Here is a 20360-nt window from a genome sequence, read left to right on the forward strand (position 1 = left end):
CGTATCATCCGTGGGCGAGCCTGCGCGCCCGAAGTCGCAGGCTCGGGCGCCGGTTTGCGCTGCCGGCCGCTACTTTCCCGATCGACGTTTCGACGGACGTCATCGTCCGCCCCTCCCTGCCCCGTTACGCCCAACATGACCGATCCGAACACCGCGTTGATCCAGCGCTTCTACACGGCCTTCCAGCAGCGCGACATCGATGCGATGCTCGCGTGCTACGCCGACGACATCGTGTTCAGCGATCCCGCATTCGGCGAACTGCGCGGCGAACTTGCGCGCGACATGTGGCGGATGCTGGTCGCGCGAGCCCAGGAGTTCTCGCTGACGTTCGGCGAAGTCGCCGCGGACGACCAGGCCGGGCGCGCGACGTGGAGCGCGCGCTACCGGTTCGCCGCGAGCGGGCGGATGGTGGTCAACCGGATCGATGCGCGCTTCCGGTTTCGCGACGGACGCATCGTCGAGCATCGCGACCATTTCGACCTGTGGCGCTGGGCGCGTCAGGCGATCGGGATGAAAGGCGCGCTGCTCGGCTGGACGCCCTTCATGCAGCGCGCAATCCGTGCACAGGCACGGAAAAATCTCGACGCGTATCGCGCCAAGCGGAAATAAATGAACCCGCGCGCGCCGCGGCCCCTCCGCTAAGGCTTCATCGTCGCGTTGATCAGGTCGTACGCCATGTCCGGCACCACGCCGTCCGGGTTCGTGAGGCCGTTCTGGCGATACCAGCTTTCATCGGCCTCCGGATGCGGGCCGGCAAGGCCGACGCGCCCTTTGCCGTAGCGGTAAGTGGCAGCCGCGATGTCCTTGTTCGGGTAGATCGCCAGCACGATCCCGCCGGAGCCGATCGGCGCGACCGGCAGCCTCGCGCCGTCCTGATAGTAGATCCAGCGCTTTTTCCCGCGCCAGACGACCGGCGTCACCGTGTCGGCGATGCCGTGAAGCGTCGAGCCCGGCCGGTCGACCTCGGAGTCGATATCGCCGGCAACCAGCCCGAAACCCTGCGCGCCGGCCAGGTAGGCGCCCATGCACAGCCCGAGGTATCGGCCGCCGTTCGCGACGTATCGCCGCACGGCCCGCATTTCGTTTCGGCCGATGCTGGCTGCCGCGCCGGGAATGTCCTGCCCGCCGCCGGGCTGCACATAGAGCGCCGCACCGGCCAGCGCGGCGGGCGTGATCCTGAGCTTTTCCGCCGGCCCCACGTAGATCACCCGGAACCGCTGGTCCGATTCCCGCAGGCGTGTGGCGATGGTTTCGGCGCACCCGTCACACGCGGCAGGACCGCGATAGACCAGCGCGACCGGCCGACTCGCCGCATCCCCCGCTTCGTCGCCGGGCGTAGCCGCGTAAACGGCCGGCGACGCGACGAGCGCCATCATCAGGAAAATCGCGTTTCTGGAGTGCATGTGGTGGATCGCCGGAGTCAAGGGAAGCGCTACCGCCCGGGCCGAATCGACGGGGCGCGCGACGACTTCCGCCTCCCGTTCCGCCACCCGATTGCAAGCTGCGTGACGGCAAGCGTAGCGGCCCGAACGCGCCCGGTGTGTACCGTTTCCTGCGGGATTGTGCAGATACGTGCGATACCGACGACCTGAACCGACACCCTCCATCCGCCCGCCGGCCCGCCCGACAAGGCCGGCTCCGCCATGCAGCCGCGCCTCCCGTCTTTCGCATTGCCAAGTCTTATATAAGACATAAGACATTTGACGTTCCAGACCATTGAGATTAGAATCCCGCTCAAAGCAGTGCCTGGAATAGCCCCGGAGTGCCGGCAAGGCCTTCCCCTCAAACGCAATATCAGCAGGTCTCCCCATGCTTGAAAACTTTCGTGCTCACGTGGCCGCCCGCGCCGCGCTCGGTATTCCTCCCCTGCCGCTGACGGCTCAGCAAACCGCCGAACTGGTCGAATTGCTGACGAACCCGCCCGCCGGCGAAGAGCAGACGCTGCTCGAGCTGATCACCCATCGCGTGCCCGCCGGCGTCGACGAAGCCGCTCGCGTGAAGGCCGGCTTCCTGGCCGCCGTCGCGAAGGGCGAGACCGCCTGCCCGCTGATCTCGCGTGCGCGCGCCACCGAGCTGCTCGGCACGATGCTCGGCGGCTACAACATCCAGCCGCTGATCGAGCTGCTGTCCGACGAAGCCGTGGCCGCGGTCGCCGCCGACGCGCTGAAGAAAACCCTGCTGATGTTCGACCAGTTCCATGACGTGAAGGAACTCGCCGACAACGGCAACGCGCACGCGAAGGCCGTGCTGCAGAGCTGGGCCGACGCCGAATGGTTCACGAGCCGTCCGGAAGTGCCGCAAAGCCTGACCATCACCGTGTTCAAGGTGACGGGCGAAACCAACACCGACGATCTGTCGCCGGCGCCGGACGCCACCACCCGCCCGGACATCCCGATGCACGCGCTGGCGATGCTGAAGAACGCGCGCCCGGGCATCACGCCGGAAGAAGACGGCAAGCGCGGCCCGGTCAAGTTCATCGAATCGCTGAAGGAAAAGGGTCACCTGGTCGCCTACGTCGGCGACGTGGTCGGCACCGGCTCCTCGCGCAAGTCGGCCACCAACTCGGTGCTGTGGTTCACCGGCGAAGACATCCCGTTCGTCCCGAACAAGCGCTTTGGCGGCGTGTGCCTCGGCGGCAAGATCGCCCCGATCTTCTACAACACGATGGAAGATGCCGGCGCGCTGCCGATCGAGCTCGACGTGTCGCAGATGGAAATGGGCGACGTGGTCGAACTGCGCCCGTACGAAGGCAAGGCGCTGAAGGACGGCAAGGTCATCGCCGAATTCCAGGTGAAGTCCGACGTGCTGTTCGACGAAGTGCGCGCCGGCGGCCGCATTCCGCTGATCATCGGCCGCGGCCTGACCGCGAAGGCGCGCGAAGCGCTCGGCCTCGCGCCGTCGACGCTGTTCCGCCTGCCGCACCAGCCGGCCGACAGCGGCAAGGGCTTCTCGCTCGCGCAGAAGATGGTCGGCCGCGCGTGCGGTCTGCCGGAAGGCCAGGGCGTGCGCCCGGGCACGTACTGCGAACCGAAGATGACCTCGGTCGGCTCGCAGGACACCACGGGCCCGATGACCCGCGACGAACTGAAGGATCTGGCCTGCCTCGGCTTCTCGGCCGACCTCGTGATGCAGTCGTTCTGCCACACCGCCGCGTATCCGAAGCCGGTCGACGTGAAGACGCACCAGACGCTGCCGAACTTCATCAGCACGCGCGGCGGCATCGCGCTGCGCCCGGGCGACGGCGTGATCCACTCGTGGCTGAACCGCATGCTGCTGCCCGACACCGTCGGCACCGGCGGCGATTCGCACACGCGCTTCCCGATCGGCATCAGCTTCCCGGCGGGTTCGGGCCTGGTCGCGTTCGCGGCCGCCACCGGCACGATGCCGCTGGACATGCCGGAATCGGTGCTGGTCCGCTTCAAGGGCAAGATGCAGCCGGGCGTCACGCTGCGCGACCTCGTCAACGCGATCCCGCTGTATGCGATCAAGCAAGGCATGCTGACTGTCGCCAAGCAAGGCAAGAAGAACATCTTCTCGGGCCGCATCCTCGAAATCGAAGGCCTGCCCGACCTGAAGGTCGAGCAAGCGTTCGAGCTGTCGGATGCATCGGCCGAGCGTTCGGCCGCCGGTTGCACGGTGCACCTGAACAAGGAACCGATCATCGAGTACCTGAACAGCAACGTCACGCTGCTCAAGTGGATGATCGCGCAGGGCTACCAGGATCCGCGCAGCCTGCAGCGTCGTATCGCCGCGATGGAACAGTGGCTCGCCGACCCGCAGCTGCTGTCGCCGGATGCCGACGCCGAATACGCGGCGGTCATCGAGATCGACCTCGCCGACATCCACGAGCCGATCGTCGCCTGCCCGAACGACCCGGACGACGTGAAGACGCTGTCCGACGTCGCCGGTGCGAAGATCGACGAAGTATTCATCGGCTCGTGCATGACCAACATCGGTCACTTCCGTGCCGCGTCGAAGCTGCTCGAAGGCAAGCGCGACATCCCGGTCAAGCTGTGGGTCGCGCCGCCGACCAAGATGGACCAGAAGCAGTTGACGGAAGAAGGTCACTACGGCGTGTTCGGCACGGCCGGCGCACGGACCGAAATGCCGGGCTGCTCGCTGTGCATGGGTAACCAGGCACAGGTGCGCGAAGGCGCGACGGTGATGTCGACGTCGACCCGCAACTTCCCGAACCGCCTCGGCAAGAACACGAACGTGTACCTCGGCTCCGCTGAACTGGCGGCGATCTGCTCGCGTCTGGGCAAGATCCCGACCAAGGAAGAATACATGGCCGACATGGGCGTGCTCACCGCGAACGGCGACAAGATCTACCAGTACATGAACTTCGACCAGATCGAGGACTTCAAGGAAGTGGCCGACACCGTGCAGGTGTAAGCACGCGGTCGGGCTGCGACGGGCGGTCGACGTCGCAGCGCACTGACAGGCGCCGCAAGCCGAAAGGCCGCGGCGCTTTTTTTCATGCGTCGGCGACCGGACGCGCCCGTTCGGTCAGTCGTACAGCGCGTGCAGCCGCTCGACCACGTCGAACGGCAAGCCTTCGTCATAGCCGTCCGCTTCGTCGAGATCGACGTACTCGCGTCCGTCGGTCGGTTGCAGCATCAGCGCCGGCACAGGCCGCGCGACCGGTACGTCCGGATAATCGTTCGGCCCCGCGCCATCGAAGTCGTGCGGATCGAACCAGATGCCGTGATGGGCGTAATAGCCGTCGGCATAACGTTGTTCGATGTCGCGAAGCAGCCGGAACGTATCGAGTTGATACGACGCGTCGCCCAGATCGCTTTCGTTCGCATACTGCACGAACCACGCGGCGCCGAGATTCCAGTAGATCAGCAGTGCGGTCGCGCGATCGACGTTGCGGTTGTCCAGCAGCCAGCGCAACGCGCGGCCGTTGCCATCGCAATTGGAGCGTGCGGCGAACCGGTGCCACTGCTCGGGCGTCGCGCGTTCGAGCCACGCCCGGACGATGTCCCACGCCTTCTGTTCGATTTCGGTGTCGTCCATGGATTGCGCGTTGCGGAATGAGCGGTAACGGGAAAGTCTTCGATGAGCGGCGATTCTAGCGCCGCTGCCATTCATGCGGCGTCGTCGCCCGACTCGCGACGGATCACCAGTTCGTTGAAGCCGGTGCCCGCATCCGGTTCGCGCGAGAAACGATGCGCGGGCAGCAGCGCGAGCAGGATCTCGGCCGTCGTGCGCACCACGCAGCCGCTCGCAACGTGGCCGCCCGTCACGCGGCCGGCTGCATCGGAGATCGACATATGCAGGTGTGCGCCGTCCGGCGATACGGAGCCGGCCAGCGTCAGGATTTCGAGGTCGCCGCGCAGCTCGGTCGGCTGATCGACGCCGGCGAAGCGCAACTGCGCGACGCTCAGGCTGCCGATGCCCTGGATCACGAAGGCCGCATGCGCTTCGTGCTGGCGTAGCGCTGCCTCGATGGCGCCGCGCAGATCGTCGCCGGGAGAAAGACGCAAAGGATGGGCTTGCATGGTCGAGAACCTGTGGGTCGGTCGCGGTATCGGCCAAGCGTACGTTCGCCGCGTGAATCCGGCAAGTCATCCGCTCACGATAGTCCGCGCGCGTCGGCGTCTTCCCGGCGCCGTTTCATCCACTACCGCTCGACTCCGGCGACCTGCGCATACGGAATCCGCGGCATGGTTTCGCACCGGCCGCAGCGCATCGGTTTGTTGACGTACGGAACGCACACGTATCCGTATGAAAACCGACCCCAACGTATGCAAGAATCAGTTCCTCGAGGCAATCCCTGCTTTATCGCCCTCTTTCACCGAACGCTCCGTCGAATGCCCAAATGCCAGAATACGTATGAGCGGTTCCACACCCCAAGCGACGACATCGCCGCGCGGGAAGTCGCGGCAATGAGCGATGAGGAGCGTGCGCGCGCCAAGTCGGTGGGGAGCGTGCATGTCCGAAGCTGGCTCGCCATTCTGGTGATGCCGGTCGCAGTCGGGCCTGCGATCCCGATGCTCGCGTATTTGCTGGGTATGCTTGCATACCGCGGAACGGTCGATCCGGCCTTCGATATGGATCGTGCGGTTAGCGAAACAGCCGTCACCGTCATATGGGTCACGGCGCTCTTCATCGCAGCGTGGATCGGCCTGAACTGGTGCGTCGCGACGTACGGCACCCGACAGCGGTACTGGCGTGAAATGCCGTCGAACGGGCATGTCGAATTGGAGCGCCATACGCTATGCTCGGCAATCGTCGTGTGGTCGGACGACTACGATCCGGAACCCCTCTACGTCGAGGAATGGATCGACGGCAAGCTCAAATCCAGCATGACCGGAGTCAGGCAATGGATCCTGGCCCGAACGTCCGCCGGTCATTGGCTGGTGCTGGATCATCGAATTGCGGCAGACGGTTGGGGCGCGCCGCCAACGTTCCCCTCGGAGACGAAACGATTGATCCCGCGGCGAGAATTGGCAATCGCATTTGCGCCACGCACCCATATCCGCATCGGATTGAGATGGAGTGGACCAGCGGCGCCATTGACCGTGACGTCCTACCTGCTGTCTCATGCCGAATGTGAGCGCCTGGCTGCGGCGGCTCATCACTATGCTTTTTTTCCGCCGGATCAATATGGCGTCGTCGATCCCGCCGATGCAGACTGGGTCGAGGAACTCGCCGCCAAGGCACTGGAGCGCGAAGTGCCTGTCGACGTGGCGGCCGGGCGAGCGTTGACGTAATCGTCGCCGACCGATGGATTGCAACGCTGCGCGGGAAAGACAAGGTCGAGGGCTGGCTCGCGAAGTTGTGAATACAACCTCATCCGCCGACCGTCGAATCGAACTTGGCGGGCCGAATCCGATTGCGCCGCGCGAGTGCATCAGCGCGTGCGCGATCGTCTCCGCCGGAAAATGGACTGCCGCCGCGGCAGCATCAGCCGCGGTCGCGCGCCAGCAACCCGTACAGCGCGCTATCCGACACTTCGTCGCCGACGATCCAGCGTTCGCGCAGCAGCCCTTCCCGGACGAAACCCAGCCGTTCGAGCAGCCGCGCCGACGCGACGTTGCGCGGATCGATATCGGCCTCGAGCCGGTTCAGCCGCAGCGTGTCGAACGCATGATCGATCATGGCCGACGCCGCTTCGCGCATGTATCCGCCGCGCCAGAACGCGCGCCGCAGGCTGAAGCCGATCTCGGCGCGCCGGCATTGCGCGTTCGCGTGGAACAGCGCGCATTCGCCGAGCGTTTCGCCGGTTTCCCGCAGTTCAAGCACGCAGGTCAGGCTCTCCCCGCTCACGGACGTCTGCACGTTGCGCGCGACGCGCGCCTCGGCCTGCTCGATCTGCGTCATCGGCGAGAACGAGAAATAGCGCATCGCTTCCGCATCAGACCAGATCTCGAAGAACGCCGGTGCGTCGGCGTCGCGAAGCGGCCGCAGCACGAGGCGGGAGGTATTCAGCGTGACGGGTTCGAACAGGGGCATGGCAGCGGTCTGATGAAAATCGGGACCGTGCATTAGACCACGCGAGCCGTGCGGCAACCAGGGCGCCCGTTTGCAACGCTCGACATCGAACGACCGAATCGCCGCGAAATGGACAGACCCGGGCGAACATCCCCGGGCCTGAGCACCTCATCCGTTACTGCCGGCCCCGCTTACGCCTCGAGCGCCTCCAGCACCTTCCCCTTCGTCTCGATTCCGACGAAGTGCACGGTCAGCGCCGCGATCAGCGGCACCACGCCGATCAGGTAGAACGCCGGCGCGAGGTTTCCGCCGATGATCGCGTGCGGCACGATCATCGGCGCCGCGAACGACGCGATCTTCAGCCACGCGCTGCCGAGCCCGCAGCCCGACGCGCGGATGCTCGTCGGATACTGCTCGGGCGTATAGACGTACGCGGTAATGAACCCGGACGCCATCAGCCCGAGCGACAGCGAGCAGAAGATCGCGACCACGTACACCGACGACGCGTGATAGATGCCGGCGAGCGCGAGCGACAGCGCGCACAACACGAACGACCACACGATCACCGGCTTGCGGCCGAGCTTGTCGACCAGCAGCGCGGACGCCAGCGAACCGAGCACGCCCATCACCGAGCCGATCACCGCGAGGTTCAGCGCGAGCTGCAGCGGCGCATGATAGAAGTTCTTGTAGATCGTCGGCAGCCATGTCGACAACCCGTACTGGATGAACCCGCAGGTCGCCCACAACGTCGCCACCGCGAGCGTGCGCTTGCGATATGCGGCGCTGAACAGGTCGCTCATCCGGCGCTTCGGATGCTGGCGCACCATCTCGTCGAACGCGGCCACCTGCGTGACCGGCGGCAGTTCGCCGCGCACCGATCCTTCGAACACGCCGACCGCGCGCCCGGCTTCCGCGAGCCGCCCGCGCGACGCGAGCCAGCGCGGCGATTCGGGCACGAGGTGCGTGAGCACGAGCGACAGGATCAGCGGCAGCCCGCCGACGAAGTACATGATCTCCCAGCCGAAGCGCGGCACGAGCCACGCACCGAGCGCCATCGACACGAGCAGGCCGATCGGGAACACGATCTCGTACAGCAGCACGAAACGGCCTCGGCCATGCGCGCGCGTGATCTCGTTGATGTACGTGGCCGCGACCGGCAACTCGCCGCCGAGCCCGAGCCCCTGCAGAATCCGCAGCAGTACGAATATCTCGAACGTCGGCGCGAAACCGCACGCGATGCTCGTGATGCCGATCACGGCCGAACTCCATGCGATCGCTTTCACGCGGCCATGCTTTTCCGCAAGGGCGGGAAACAGGAATGCGCCGATCAGCTGGCCGATCGCGCCGGACGCGATCAGCATGCCGATCTGCGTCGGCGACAGCCCCCACTTGTGAATCAGCAGCGGCAGCGTCGCCGCGATCGTGATCACGTCGAAGCCGTCGAAGAACGTCGCGGTGCCGATCAGCACGCGCGCGCGGATCTGCATCGCGTTGGCCGGAAGCCGCTCGAGCCGCGCGATGATCGCGCCGGGCGTGGAGGCGGCAGCTTCCATCGTGGCCCTGCCGGCCACGACGTTGTCGAAAGTGCTCATGCGGGGTGTCTCCTGGGTCTCTTTCCGGTCGAGCCGGTCAGGCAAGCGCTTGGGTCGTGTCTGCCAGGGCTTCCGTATCCACAGCCCGGCCCTGGTTCATCCACTTGCGCGCGAGCTTCAGCTCACGCGCGTTGTTCACGGCGATGACACCTCTCACATGCCCGTCGCCCACAAAAAACAGCGTCGCACGACGCGCGGCGAGATCGCCGCGCACGACGAGCTGCGCATCGGCCGGCAGATCGCCGAGGATCTGCAGGTTCACGTCGTACTGATCGGACCAGAACCACGGAATCTCCGCGTACGGTGCACGCTCGCCGAGCACGGCCTTCGCCGCCGCGATCGCCTGGTTCTGCGCGTTCGCCCACGATTCGAGCCGCACGCGCCGTTTCAGCCAGCCGTTGTGATGGTTCGCGACGTCACCGCACGCGAAGATCGCCGGGTCGCTGGTGGCGCCGTATTCGTCGACGACGATGCCGTCGGCGACCGCGAGCCCCGCATCGCTCGCGAGCGACGCGTTCAGCGCGAGGCCGATGCCGGCCACCGCGAAGTCGGCGTCGATCGTCGTGCCGTCGGCGAGCGTCGCGCGCACCTTCGACGCATCGTCGGGCTGCGCGTCAAGCGACGCGAGCGCCGCGCCGAGCCGCACGTCGACGCCGTTCGAGCGATGCAGGTCGAGCAGGAAATCCGACACGATCTGCGGTACCGAGCGGCCGCACAGGCGCGGCGCGCCTTCGACCACGACCGCCTCAACGCCGAGCTTGCGCGCGGTCGCCGCGACTTCGAGGCCGATCCAGCCGCCGCCGATCACGAGCACGCGCCGGCTCGCACGCAGCTTCTCGCCGAGCGCGGCCGCTTCGTCGAGCGTGCGCAGGTAGTGCAGATTCGGCGTGTGGACGAGCGCATCGGGCAAGCGGCGCGACGTGCCGCCGGTCGCGATCACGAGCCGGTCGTATTCGATCTCGCGGCCGCTTTCGGTTTTCACCACACGGCGTGCGCGATCGATCGAGCCCGCGCGTTCCGGCTGCCACGCTTCGACGTTCAGCGCGTCGAATTCATCGGGGCGCACGACGCGCACGGTTTCGATGTCGGCGTCGCCGGCCAGCACGGCCTTCGACAGCGGCGGGCGCTCGTACGGCAGGTGCGGCTCGTCGGCGATCATCACGAGGCGGCCCGCGAAGCCTTCAGCGCGCAGCGTCTTCAGTACCCAGCCGGCCGCCTGGCCGCCGCCGATCACGACGACCGTGGCCGGCGCGGGCTGCTCCTGTGTGTTCCCTTCGCTCATGATTTCCGCTCCGTCATGAACTTGCCTTCCGGCGCCTTCGCGTTCTTCTGCCGGCGCGTGTTGCCGTCGAGGCCGCCGTCGACGGCCCACTCGGCGAACACGGTCGGGCCCGGTTCGAATTCGCGCGGCTGCCATTCGGGCGTCAGCACGTCTTCGTCCGCGTAGTACTCGATCAGCGCGCCGGCCGGGTTCTGGAAATACCAGAAGTACGCGGACGACACCGGATGACGCCCCGGGCCGAGTTGCGTTTCCCAGCCGCAGCGGTCGATGTGCATGCCGCCGCCGAACACTTCGTGGATGTCGCGCACGGTGAACGCGACGTGGTTCAGGCCGCGCTTGCCATTCGGCAGCGCGAGCAGGAACAGGTCGTGATGGCCGCCGTGCGGCGCGCAGCGCATGAACGCGCCGCGGCCCGGATAGCGATCCGACGTCTCGAAGCCGAGCAGCTCGTGATAGAACGTTTCCTGTGCGTCGAGGCAATTCGTGAAGAACACCACGTGCCCGACCTCCACCGGCTCCGCATGCGTATAGATCGGGCTCGGCTGGTCGACGCGCAGCGTCTGGCCCCACACGTTCGACGGCGAGCCCGTGAGGTCGAGTGCGCGCTTGCGCGTGACTTCGACGCGGATCGCCATCCCGTTCGGGTCGATGCAGCCGACCGCATCGTCCTGTGCGTAGTAGCCGGGCTGACCGGCCAGCTTCGTGCGCAGTGCGTCGAATTCGCGCCGCGTCGCGACGCCCCACGTGACTTCCCGCAACGTCGGCCCCGCTTCGAACGCAGGCGGCAGCGACGGATCGTCGGCCTTCACGACGAGCACGGTGCAACCGTTCAGCGTCTCGAAACGCGCACGCGTGTCGTCATGCGCGACTTCCTTCAAGCCCCAGTCGGCGAAAAAGCGCCGGCACGTCGCGAGATCGTCGACACCGTACGTGATCTGCTCGATTCCCAAGATGCTCATTGCGTCATTCCCCTTCGCTCAGTTCGCCCACGGCAGCGGCGCGTCGTTCAAGCCCCAGTAGAGGCTCTTCTGCTGCATGTATTCGCGGATGCCGAGACGCCCTTTCTCGCGGCCCATCCCGCTCTCCTTCCAGCCCGAGAACGGCGTGGAGATCGAGAACAGCTTGTACGTATTGATCCAGACGGTGCCCGTCTCCAGTGCCCTCGCGATGCGCCACGCGCGCTTGTAATCCCGCGTCCAGATGCCGGCCGCGAGGCCGAACACGCTGTCGTTCGCCTGCGCGATCAGCGACGCTTCGTCGTCGAACGGCATCGCGACCAGCACCGGCCCGAAGATTTCCTCCTGGCAGATGCGTGCGCTGTTCGACAAGCCTTCGAGAATCGTCGGCTGATAGAAGAAGCCGTCCTCGCGCCCGTCGCCCGACGGCCGCTCGCCGCCGCACAGCAGGCGACCGCCTTCTTCCAGCCCGAGCGCGACGTAGCGTTCGACCGATTCGCGATGCTTCGCGGTGATCAGCGGGCCCATCTGCGTGTCGGGCCGCGTCGGGTCCCCCACGCGCAGCTTGCGTGCGCCGGCTACCAGCCGCTGCATGAATGCGTCGTACACCGCGCGCTGCACGAACAGCCGCGACCCGGCGATGCATGCTTCGCCCGACGAGCTGAAGATCCCGTACAGCACGCCGTTGACCGCGTGATCGAGATCGGTGTCGTCGAACACGATCGTCGGCGACTTGCCGCCGAGTTCGAGCGATACGGGCATCAGTTTCTCGGCGGCGATGCGGGCAATGCCGCGGCCCACTTCGGTGCCGCCGGTGAACGACACCTTCTTCACCAGCGGATGACGCACGAGCACGTCGCCGATCACCGAGCCCTTGCCCGGCAGCACGCTCAGCACGCCCTTCGGCACGCCGGCTTCCTCGCAAATGCGCGCCAACGCGAGCGACACGAGCGGCGTGACCTCGGCCGGCTTGAGCACCACCGCGTTGCCGCCGGCCAGCGCCGGCGCGAGTTTCTGCGCATCGGATGCGATCGGCGAGTTCCACGGCGTGATCGCCGCGATCACGCCGATCGGCTCGTACACGCTCATCGTCAGGTAGTCGCCGCGCGACGGCGTCAGCTCTTCGTCGAGCGTTTCGAGGCACGCCGCGAAATAGCGGAACGTGTTCGCCGCGCTGGCCACCAGCACGCGCGTCTCGGCGATCGGCTTGCCGTTGTCGCGGCGCTGCAGGTTCGCGAGCGCCTCGTGACGCTGCATGATCAGGTCGGCGATCCGGTACAGCACCTGCGCGCGCTGGTGCGGCTTCAGCCCGGCCCAGTCGGCGCGGCGCCATGCGGCGTCGGCGGCCGCGACGGCGTCGGCCGCGTCTTCCGCGTTCGCCGTCGACACTTCCATGTTCAGCGACTGGTCGGCCGGATAGATGCTCGCGTACGGCGCGCCTCGGCCGCGCCGCCACTCGCCGCCGATCAGGATGTTGCCGTCGGGCACGAGGCTCGTATCGAAAGGAGTCATGTCACAAGTCCCACAAATCTGTCTCTGCACATCCGCCCTCACCGTGGCGCGGGCGGACGCTCGATGGTCCGCTCAGATCACGCAGCAGGCCGCGCGGTTGCGCAGCGCGCGAATCGCGCTGTACGCGGTCAGCGCGGACGTCTTCGGGTTGTCGGGCAGCGGCTTGCCGCTCATTTCCAGCGACATCTCGCCGAATGCGCCGCGCGCGGTGATGCGGTGCACGTTGCGCTCGACGGCCGGATCGGCGATCAGGCGCACGTGCGTCGCGTCGAGGCCGAGGCCCGCGAGCGCCACCGTCGCCGCGACGTTCGCGTTCTTCGGATACAGCCGCGCGGCGTCGCGCGCGGTGCCTTCGAAGATCACCTTTTCCTCGCTCATCGCGTGCAGGTCGCACAGCGCCTCGGCCGGCGTGTCGAGCCAGCCGAGCGGCGGCTTGCGGCCGACGTACAGCACTTCGTCGAGCCCCCCCTGCTTCGCCGACGCCAGCGCGTCGATGCCGCCGATTGCGCCGGACAGCAGCGTCACGGTGGCGCCACCTTCGTCGGCGGCCTGCGACAGCACGTCGAGCAGCGCGAGGTCGGACAGCGCGCCGATCGACGCGACCGCGCAGTCGGTGCCGGCCTTCAGCAACGGCACGACGTGATCGACGAGCGCGCTGTGGCCCGCGCATTCGAGCGCGAACCCGGGGCGGCGGGCCAGCGCGTCGACCGACGACACGACCTCCACCGCACTGCCAAGCTCGCGCTGCACTGCGTCGCGCTGATGCTCCGGCACGATCACGTGCGCGACGTGCAGCGACGCATCGTGCTCGACCGCGCGGTACACGGCTGCGCCGATCGCGCCGAAGCCGATCATCGCGACGTCGACGGGTGCCCGCTTGTGCCCGTTACGCATACTGGCGCTCCGTCGGCGCTTCCTTCTTGACCGGCGGGCCCGCGAACGCAGACGCGAACGAGCCGACCGACAGCATGTCGACCTCGACCATCACCGGCCCTTCCTTCGCGATCCCTTCGCGGACGATCGCTTCGGCCTGGTCGAGCGACGTGATCCGGTAGTGCGTGAGGCCGAAGCTCGCGCAGAACTGCGCGAAATCGGGCTGGTGCAGTTGCACGAAGCAGCGGCGACCGCCGTAGTGCGCGTCCTGGATGTTGCGGATCACGCCGTAGCACTGGTCGTTCATCAGCACGATCATCACGTTCGCGTTTTCCTGCACGGCCGTCACCAGTTCGCCGACGTTGACCATCAGGCCGCCGTCACCGACGAGGCAGACCGTCTTCGCCGCCGAACCGGCCAGCGCCGCGCCGATGCCCATCTGGATGCCCTGGCCGATGCCGCCGCCGAGCGCATGCACGCCCGCGCGCGGCTCGAAGATCTTCAGCAGGCGGTTGCCCCACGTGCTGTTCGAGATCGTCACGTCGCGCACCCAGTTGTAGTCGCGGCCAACGGCGCCTTGCAGCGTGTCGACGAGCTTCTTGTACGGCCCGAGGCCTTTCGCCACATCGGCCACCGCGTCCTCGCGGGCCGCCGCGAGATCGGCCGCGAATTGCGGATCGACCGACAGACGGCCTTCGAGGTGGTCGGCCAGCTCCGCCAGCACGCGCTTCGAATCGCCGTGCACGAACAGCGCGTTGCGATAGCCACGGTTGTCGGCGAGCGCATCGGCATCGACGCGGAACAACGGCTGCGGCAGCGCAAGCTTGTACTTCAGCGTTTCGTTGCCGCGCAAGCGCGAGCCGACCACGACGAGCGCGTCGCAGGTCTTGTAGAACGCCTCGACCGACGCATGCACGTTGAACGCGCCGAGCGTCGCCGGGTGATCTTCCGGCAGCACGCCGCGGCCCTGCACGCTCGTCACGACGCCGAAGCCGAGCTTCACGAGGCGTTCGACCTCGTCGCGTGCATGGCGCGCGCCGCCGCCGAGCCACAGCAGCGGGCGGCGCTTGGCCGCGAGCGCGTCGGCTAGCTTCGCGACGCGTGCTTCGTCGTGCTCGCGCACCGCGACGTGCGCCGGTGCGAGGTCTTCCGGCCATTCGATTTCGGCTGCCTGGATGTCGATCGGAATCTCGACCGACACGGGGCCCGTCGGCGCGGTCTGCGCGACGCGCACGGCTTCGCGGATCGTCGGCAGCACCGTTTCGACCGTGCGCACGCGGAACGCGGCCTTCGAGATCGAGTCGAGCATCGACAACTGGTCGGGCGCTTCGTGGATGTACGCGAGATCCTGGTCGAGGTACGGCGTCTCGATCTGCCCGGTGATGTGCAGCAGCGCGGTGCCGGCCGTCAGTGCCTCGACCATCGCGCCGGCCGCGTTGCCCGCCGCCGTGCCGGTGCTCGTGAACGCGACGCCGAGGCCGCCCGACACGCGGGCCAGCCCGTCGGCCATGTTCAAGGCGCCGGCTTCGCCGCGTGCACCGACATACCGGATGTTGCCGCGCGAGTTGATCGCGTCGAGGATCGGCATGTTGTGGATCGAGATGACACCGAATGCGGTCTTCACGCCGCACTGCTCGAGAAAGGCGGCAATCAGCTCGCCAACCGTGGTTTTTTTAGACATGGCGTGCAAAGCCTCCAGAAACGTCGATATGGCTGCCCGTCGTGTAGGACGACAGATGCGTTGCGAGATAAAAAAGGGCCCAGGCCGCCTCGTCGGGCTTGCCGAAGCGATTCAGCGGAATGTTCTTCTTGCGGGCGAGCGCGCTCGTCCAGTCCTCCCAGCTTTCGCCGGGCTGCGCCTGCGCTTCATGGCGGCGGCGCCACTGCCCCGACTCGACGATGCCGATCAGGATCGAGTTCACGCGGATGCGCTGCGGCGCGAGTTCGGTCGCGAGCGATTTCACGAGGCTCAGCACGCCGGCGCGCGCCGACGACGTCGCGACCATGTGCGGCTCCGGCTGCAGCGCGAGCAGCGAGTTCACGCAGGTGATCGACGGCGCGGCCGCCTCGCGCAGCAGCGGCAGGAACGCGCGCGTCGGGCGAATGATGCTGAAGTACTTCAGCTCGAGTTCTTCGCGCCACGCGTCGTCGGTCGTGTCGGCGAAGGTCGACACGCGGCCCTGGCCGGCGTTGTTGACCAGCATGTCGGCGCGGTCGAAACGGGCGGACACCGCTTGCGCGAATGCAGTCACGTCGGCTTCGTCGAGCACGTCGCAGCGTGCGGTCAGCAGTTGGGCATCCGCGTACTTGTCGCGCAGCACCGCTTCGGCGCGTGCGAGGCGTTCGCCATCGCGGCCGCAAATCGCGACCGACGCACCGGCCTGAAGGAACCGTTCGGCCGTCGCGAGGCCGATGCCGGACGAACCGCCCGTCACCACCGCTACTTGCCCGGTCAGATCGATCTCAATCATCGGAGTCCTAAAGCCTTCATGAACGTGTGCTCGTCATCCGAGCGGTAATTGAGCCGCCGCGACAATTCCGCCGCCGCGCGCTGCACCTTGTCGATCAGCCCGTCCGCGATCAGCGCCGCGTCGATCTCCGGCCTCGGCACCGTCACCGTGATGCACGCGACGATCTTCTGCGTCTCGTTGCGCACCGGCGCCGTGACGACCGAGATCCCGCGCTCGAACGACGAATTGCTGACGCCGTAGCCGCGCAGCGCATCCTCGCGAATCACTTCGTACAGCGCGTCGACCGTCTCCGGCGTCGCGCTCGTCATCCGGTTCAGCGCGCCTTCCGGATACAGCGCGTGCAGTTCGTTCAGCGACAGGTCGCCCATCAGCACGTGGCCGTGCGTCGTTGCATGCGCGGGCAGCCGCGTACCGACGTTCACACGAATCGAGCTGAACACCGGCGACTGGCTCTGCGCCTTCGCGACGAACACCACGTCGCGGCCGTCGCGAATCACGATATGCGTCGTGAAGCCGGTCGCATCGCGCAGGCTCTCGATCACCGGCAGGCCGAGATCGGTCAATTCCAGCGAGCTCAGGTATTCGAAGCCGAGCCGCAGCACGGCGATGCCGAGCTTGTAGTTGCGATCCTTGTCCGCACGTTCGAGAAAGCCGAGCGATTCGAGCGTCTGCAACAGACGGAACACCGTCGTGCGCGGAATGCCGAGCCGTTTCGACAGCTCGGGCGCGCCGAGCACGGGCTCGCGCGGCGAGAATTCGGCGAGGATGCGCAGCCCGCGTTCGAGGCCCGGCACCACGTAGCCGGCTTCGGTCTTCGCATTGTCCGCGTCCTGCTGGTGTTGCAACGGTTCGCTCATTCCCGCCCCCGTTGACCATCGCACTGGCGGCAGAAGCCGTCGATCAGCGCGGAATAGACTGCCGGCGCTTCCACATAACCGGCGTGCCCTGCCTGCGGAATCACCTGCAGCCCGACGTGCGCGGCCGCGGCGATCCGCTCGCATGCAGCGGGCGGCGTGATCGCATCGTTCGCGCCGACGGCCACGGCGATGCGGCCGCGAAAGCCGGCGAGATCGGCCGCGAGATCGGCGTTCGCGAGCAGATGCGTGGCCTGCGCATAGCCGGCCGGCACGATGCGCGCCATGTTCCAGCGCACCCACGCCCGCGCCTCCTCGTTCGCGAAACCGGACAGCATGTTGCCGCTGCGCTGCTCGGCGAGCCCGGCCGGGCCGAGTTCCGCGAGCATCGCGAGCCGCGCGTCGCGGCGCGATTCGCGCGTGTCGGCCGGTGCGCCGCCGTAGCCGCCCGCGGGCGAAATCAGCAGCAGGCCGGCGATCCGCGCGGGCATCACGCGCGCCAACCCGCCCGCGATGATCGCGCCGAGCGAATGCCCGACCAGCACGCAGCGTTCGATGCCGAGTGCGTCGAGCCACGCGTTCAGCGACGCCGCGTAATCGGCGGCGGCCGGCGACGCGCCGCGCACCGGCGTCGACACGCCGTAACCGGGCGCATCCCACGCGAGCACGCGGCGCGACGCGCCGAGCGTGTCGAGCTGGCGGACCCACGATGCGGCGCCCGAGCCGATCCCGTGCAGCAGCACGACGGGCAGCGTGCGGCCCGCAAGCTGCGCGCCGGCCTCCCGGTAGCCGATCGTGCCCGCCGCGCCGGCTTCGCAACGCTGCTCGGGAAACTGCCCGAGCAGCGCGGCGAACGCCGCGGTGCGGTCGCGTTCACGTTCGCGTTTGTCGATGACACTCATTGCTTCACCGGCCCCGTCTCAACGCTTGATCTTCGCGAGCGGCGAATCGGGCGGATACGTCGGCGTGATCGGCTTCGACGAACCGAGCATCACGCACATCAGCGCATCTTCCTCGCCGATGTTGATTTCCGTCCGATACACGCCCGGCGGCACCGAGATCAGGTCGCGCTCGCCGAGGATCGCTTCCCAAGTCTCGCCGTCGCGCTCGCAGATCACCTTCATCTTGCCGCGCAGCACGAAGAAGATTTCCTCGACGTCGATATGGATGTGGCTCGGGCCGATGTTGCCGGCCGGGATCACCATCGTCGAGAACGTGAAGTTGCCGGCCGGCACCGTGTTGACGTCCTTCGCGACGCCCGTGCCGCCCGTGCCGACATAGCGCATCTGCGCACGGCGGTACTTCGGGTCGTAGTCGGCCTGGAACTTCAGTGCGTCCCAGTCGTAGCGCCGCGTCGCGTAGCGCGCGACGCGCCCTTCCATCCAGTCGTTGAAGCTTGCGCCTTCCGGCTGGTCCCACGACTTGCGTTCGAGATCGGCGTCCGCCATCGTCCTCTCCTTCATTTCGAGTGAAAACTTCAAATCAGTTCATTACGAAGCCGCCGTTCACCGGCAGCAGTTGACCCGTCACGAAACGCGCGCCGTCCGACAGCAGGAACAGCACGGGGCCCGTCACGTCGTCGGGCACCTGCGTGCGTGCCAGCGCACGGCCCTGCAGGTAGAACGCATGCCGTTCGGCCGGCACGTAGGCGGTCGCCTCGACTTCGGTCAGCCCCGGCGCGATCGCGTTGACCGTCACGCCGTGCGCGCCGAATTCGCGTGCCTGTGCATGCGTCATCGCGATCACCGCGCCCTTGCTCGCGACGTAGGCGAGCAGCTTCGGCGCGCCCCACAGCGCGGTGTCCGATGCGAGGTTCACGATCGCGCCGCGGCCCGATTGCGCGAGATGCGGCAGCGCCGCATTGCTGACGAGCCACACGCCGCGCACGTTCACGTTCATCACGGCATTCCACGTCGACACGTCGAGTTCCGTCGAGAGCTTGCCGCCCGAGTTCGTGATCGCCGCGTTGTTGATCAGCGCGTCGATGCCGCCGAGCGCCGCCGCGCCCTGCGCGACGAACGCGTCGATACTGGCCGGGTCAGCCAGGTCGAGCGCGAAGAAATGCGCGGTGTGGCCGGCTTGCGCGAGCTGCGCGGCCAGCGCGCGGCCCTCTTCGATCAGCACGTCGCCAAACGCGACCTGCGCGCCCGCCTCGACCAGCGCCTTCACGAAGGCGGCGCCGAGACCGCGCGCGCCGCCCGTGACGAGCACGCGGCGACCGGGCAGCGCCACGACGGGAGCGAGCTCAGCCATTCGCGGGCTCCGAAGCGGCGTGGGCCGCGCGATGCGCGTCGAGCGCGGACAGATGCTCCTGCGCACGCTGGCGCAGCATCCGGCGCACGCGCGTGATGCCGACGTCGTGCTGGTACAGGTATTCGTGATCGCGCGCATGCGGCGCGAGGCTTTCGAGGACGTAGCGATCCTGCTCGAGCACGTCCCAGTGCAGGCCCTCGAGGCGGTTGCGGTACATGAAGCGCCACACGTCGCGCTGCCAGCCGCCGACCTTGCGGGTACGCCAGAAGTAGACCTGACAGTGGTCGCCGTCGACCGGCGTCGCGAAACCGATGATCCCGAAGTTGCCGCCGGGGCCGAACTTCTGCTTGTACGGAATCGCGAGGCGCATCCACAGGCAGCCGGTTTCGCCGAGCTCGACCCAGTCGAAGTTCACGTCGCGCTGGCCGATCTTCTCGAACATCAGGCCCGTGTCCGTCTTGCGCACGCGCATGTCGGCCTGCTTGTCGCCTTCGGCCATCGAGTGCGACGTCGCATGCAGATACGCGCCGTGCATCGGGTCCATCACGTTGTCGATCGCATACTGGTAATTGCACTTCCAGTTCGACACGCACAGGAAGTGCGCGTACTCGTCGGCGACCAGCTCTTCCGGCAGGTTCAGCGCGGCCGGCTCGCCGTGCGCTTCGTCGCCGAACCACAGGAAGATCGCGCCGGCCTTCTCTTCGACCGGATACGACTTCACGCACTTCGTGCCTTCGAGCGGACAGTTCGACACGGCCGGCACGCGATTGACCGTGCCGCCGCCGTCTACTTCGATGCCGTGATACCAGCACGCGATGTTGCCGCCGAGGTTCCAGCCGAGCGACAGGCGCGCGCCGCGGTGCGGGCAGCGATCTTCCAGCGCGTGGACCTTTCCTTCGTGATCGCGCCACAGCACGATCTGCTCGGACAGGCGCGTGAGGCCGACGGGCGCGTTCGACACCTGCCAGCTCGGCGCGACGGGATACCAGTAGTTCTTGATGCCGCGGTCGAGATAGTCGCGGACCGCGTCGTGTTGGGTTTCGTGTTGGTCGGGGGACGTCATCAGTGTGCTCCGGATGCGGTTGTCGTCGGGCCGCCGCTCAGGCGCGCGGCGCGGTCGGTGC

Annotated in this window: 19 protein-coding genes; 3 read left to right on the top strand and 16 right to left on the bottom strand. The window is 67.3% G+C overall.

The genetic code is table 11. The annotated features are described in order from the left end of the window. The first annotated feature begins 135 nt into the window (after window positions 1-135). A complete protein-coding gene (locus tag GJG85_RS20350) occupies window positions 136-609 on the top strand; it encodes a nuclear transport factor 2 family protein (RefSeq protein WP_050011908.1) in 474 nt (157 codons plus the stop codon). Window positions 610-638: 29 nt separating this feature from the next. On the opposite strand, the gene GJG85_RS20355 is transcribed toward GJG85_RS20350, so the two are convergent. Beyond that, the gene (locus tag GJG85_RS20355; protein WP_239468979.1) at window positions 639-1376 is read right to left on the bottom strand and encodes a BPL-N domain-containing protein; all 738 of its coding nucleotides are present in this window, start codon (window positions 1374-1376) and stop codon (window positions 639-641) included. A 433-nt stretch (window positions 1377-1809) separates the two neighbouring features. Here GJG85_RS20355 and acnB point away from each other — a divergent pair, with 433 nt between their 5' ends. Continuing rightward, window positions 1810-4395: a bifunctional aconitate hydratase 2/2-methylisocitrate dehydratase gene (gene acnB, locus GJG85_RS20360; protein WP_050011910.1), complete on the top strand. Its 2586-nt coding sequence runs from the start codon at window positions 1810-1812 to the stop codon at window positions 4393-4395. Window positions 4396-4509: 114 nt separating this feature from the next. Here acnB and GJG85_RS20365 read toward each other — a convergent pair whose 3' ends face one another. Together GJG85_RS20365 and GJG85_RS20370 are read right to left on the bottom strand one after the other, a co-directional pair. Further along, on the bottom strand, window positions 4510-5022 hold the full coding sequence (locus GJG85_RS20365; RefSeq protein ID WP_050011911.1) for a DUF4274 domain-containing protein: 513 nt from the start codon (window positions 5020-5022) through the stop codon (window positions 4510-4512). Window positions 5023-5093: 71 nt separating this feature from the next. Further along, entirely contained in the window at window positions 5094-5507 is a 414-nt protein-coding gene (locus tag GJG85_RS20370) for a PPC domain-containing DNA-binding protein (RefSeq protein WP_050011912.1), read from the bottom strand. 312 nt (window positions 5508-5819) lie between these two features. On the opposite strand from GJG85_RS20370, the gene GJG85_RS20375 reads away from it, so the two are divergent. Then, a complete protein-coding gene (locus tag GJG85_RS20375; protein WP_204384325.1) occupies window positions 5820-6722 on the top strand; it encodes a hypothetical protein in 903 nt (300 codons plus the stop codon). Window positions 6723-6915: 193 nt separating this feature from the next. Here GJG85_RS20375 and GJG85_RS20380 read toward each other — a convergent pair whose 3' ends face one another. The 13 genes from GJG85_RS20380 to GJG85_RS20440 all read right to left on the bottom strand — a co-directional run bounded on the left by GJG85_RS20380 (window position 6916) and on the right by GJG85_RS20440 (window position 20299). After that, entirely contained in the window at window positions 6916-7464 is a 549-nt protein-coding gene (locus GJG85_RS20380; protein WP_124679348.1) for a GNAT family N-acetyltransferase, read from the bottom strand. A 170-nt stretch (window positions 7465-7634) separates the two neighbouring features. Further along, window positions 7635-9035 carry an MFS transporter gene (locus GJG85_RS20385; protein WP_050011915.1) on the bottom strand — a complete coding sequence of 467 codons (1401 nt, stop codon included), beginning with the start codon at window positions 9033-9035 and terminating at the stop codon, window positions 7635-7637. A 37-nt stretch (window positions 9036-9072) separates the two neighbouring features. Next, entirely contained in the window at window positions 9073-10317 is a 1245-nt protein-coding gene (locus GJG85_RS20390; protein WP_204384326.1) for an FAD-dependent oxidoreductase, read from the bottom strand. After that, entirely contained in the window at window positions 10314-11276 is a 963-nt protein-coding gene (locus GJG85_RS20395; RefSeq protein WP_204384327.1) for a VOC family protein, read from the bottom strand. The genes GJG85_RS20390 and GJG85_RS20395 overlap by 4 nt, the downstream gene beginning before the upstream one ends. Window positions 11277-11294: 18 nt before the next feature. Beyond that, on the bottom strand, window positions 11295-12785 hold the full coding sequence (locus GJG85_RS20400; protein ID WP_176015794.1) for an aldehyde dehydrogenase: 1491 nt from the start codon (window positions 12783-12785) through the stop codon (window positions 11295-11297). Window positions 12786-12857: 72 nt separating this feature from the next. Further along, window positions 12858-13679, bottom strand: a complete 822-nt coding sequence (locus tag GJG85_RS20405) for an aspartate dehydrogenase (protein WP_050011919.1) — start codon at window positions 13677-13679, stop codon at window positions 12858-12860. After that, window positions 13672-15339: a thiamine pyrophosphate-binding protein gene (locus GJG85_RS20410; RefSeq protein WP_050011920.1), complete on the bottom strand. Its 1668-nt coding sequence runs from the start codon at window positions 15337-15339 to the stop codon at window positions 13672-13674. The genes GJG85_RS20405 and GJG85_RS20410 overlap by 8 nt, the downstream gene beginning before the upstream one ends. Beyond that, window positions 15332-16129 carry an SDR family oxidoreductase gene (locus GJG85_RS20415; protein WP_050011921.1) on the bottom strand — a complete coding sequence of 266 codons (798 nt, stop codon included), beginning with the start codon at window positions 16127-16129 and terminating at the stop codon, window positions 15332-15334. Before GJG85_RS20415 ends, GJG85_RS20410 begins: the two co-directional genes overlap by 8 nt. Beyond that, entirely contained in the window at window positions 16126-16986 is an 861-nt protein-coding gene (locus GJG85_RS20420) for an IclR family transcriptional regulator (protein WP_050011922.1), read from the bottom strand. Before GJG85_RS20420 ends, GJG85_RS20415 begins: the two co-directional genes overlap by 4 nt. After that, window positions 16983-17885: an alpha/beta hydrolase gene (locus tag GJG85_RS20425; protein ID WP_204384328.1), complete on the bottom strand. Its 903-nt coding sequence runs from the start codon at window positions 17883-17885 to the stop codon at window positions 16983-16985. The genes GJG85_RS20420 and GJG85_RS20425 overlap by 4 nt, the downstream gene beginning before the upstream one ends. A gap of 18 nt (window positions 17886-17903) precedes the next feature. Next, window positions 17904-18431 (bottom strand): cupin domain-containing protein, encoded by a 528-nt coding sequence (locus GJG85_RS20430; RefSeq protein WP_006489904.1) that lies wholly within the window; start codon window positions 18429-18431, stop codon window positions 17904-17906. Window positions 18432-18465: 34 nt separating this feature from the next. Next, window positions 18466-19236 carry an SDR family oxidoreductase gene (locus tag GJG85_RS20435; RefSeq protein ID WP_204384330.1) on the bottom strand — a complete coding sequence of 257 codons (771 nt, stop codon included), beginning with the start codon at window positions 19234-19236 and terminating at the stop codon, window positions 18466-18468. Next, the gene (locus GJG85_RS20440) at window positions 19229-20299 is read right to left on the bottom strand and encodes an aromatic ring-hydroxylating dioxygenase subunit alpha (RefSeq protein WP_089489495.1); all 1071 of its coding nucleotides are present in this window, start codon (window positions 20297-20299) and stop codon (window positions 19229-19231) included. Before GJG85_RS20440 ends, GJG85_RS20435 begins: the two co-directional genes overlap by 8 nt. Between the last annotated feature and the right edge of the window lie 61 nt (window positions 20300-20360).

Origin of the sequence: Burkholderia sp. MS389, from assembly GCF_016899425.1 — a bacterium.
GTDB lineage: Bacteria > Pseudomonadota > Gammaproteobacteria > Burkholderiales > Burkholderiaceae > Burkholderia > Burkholderia sola.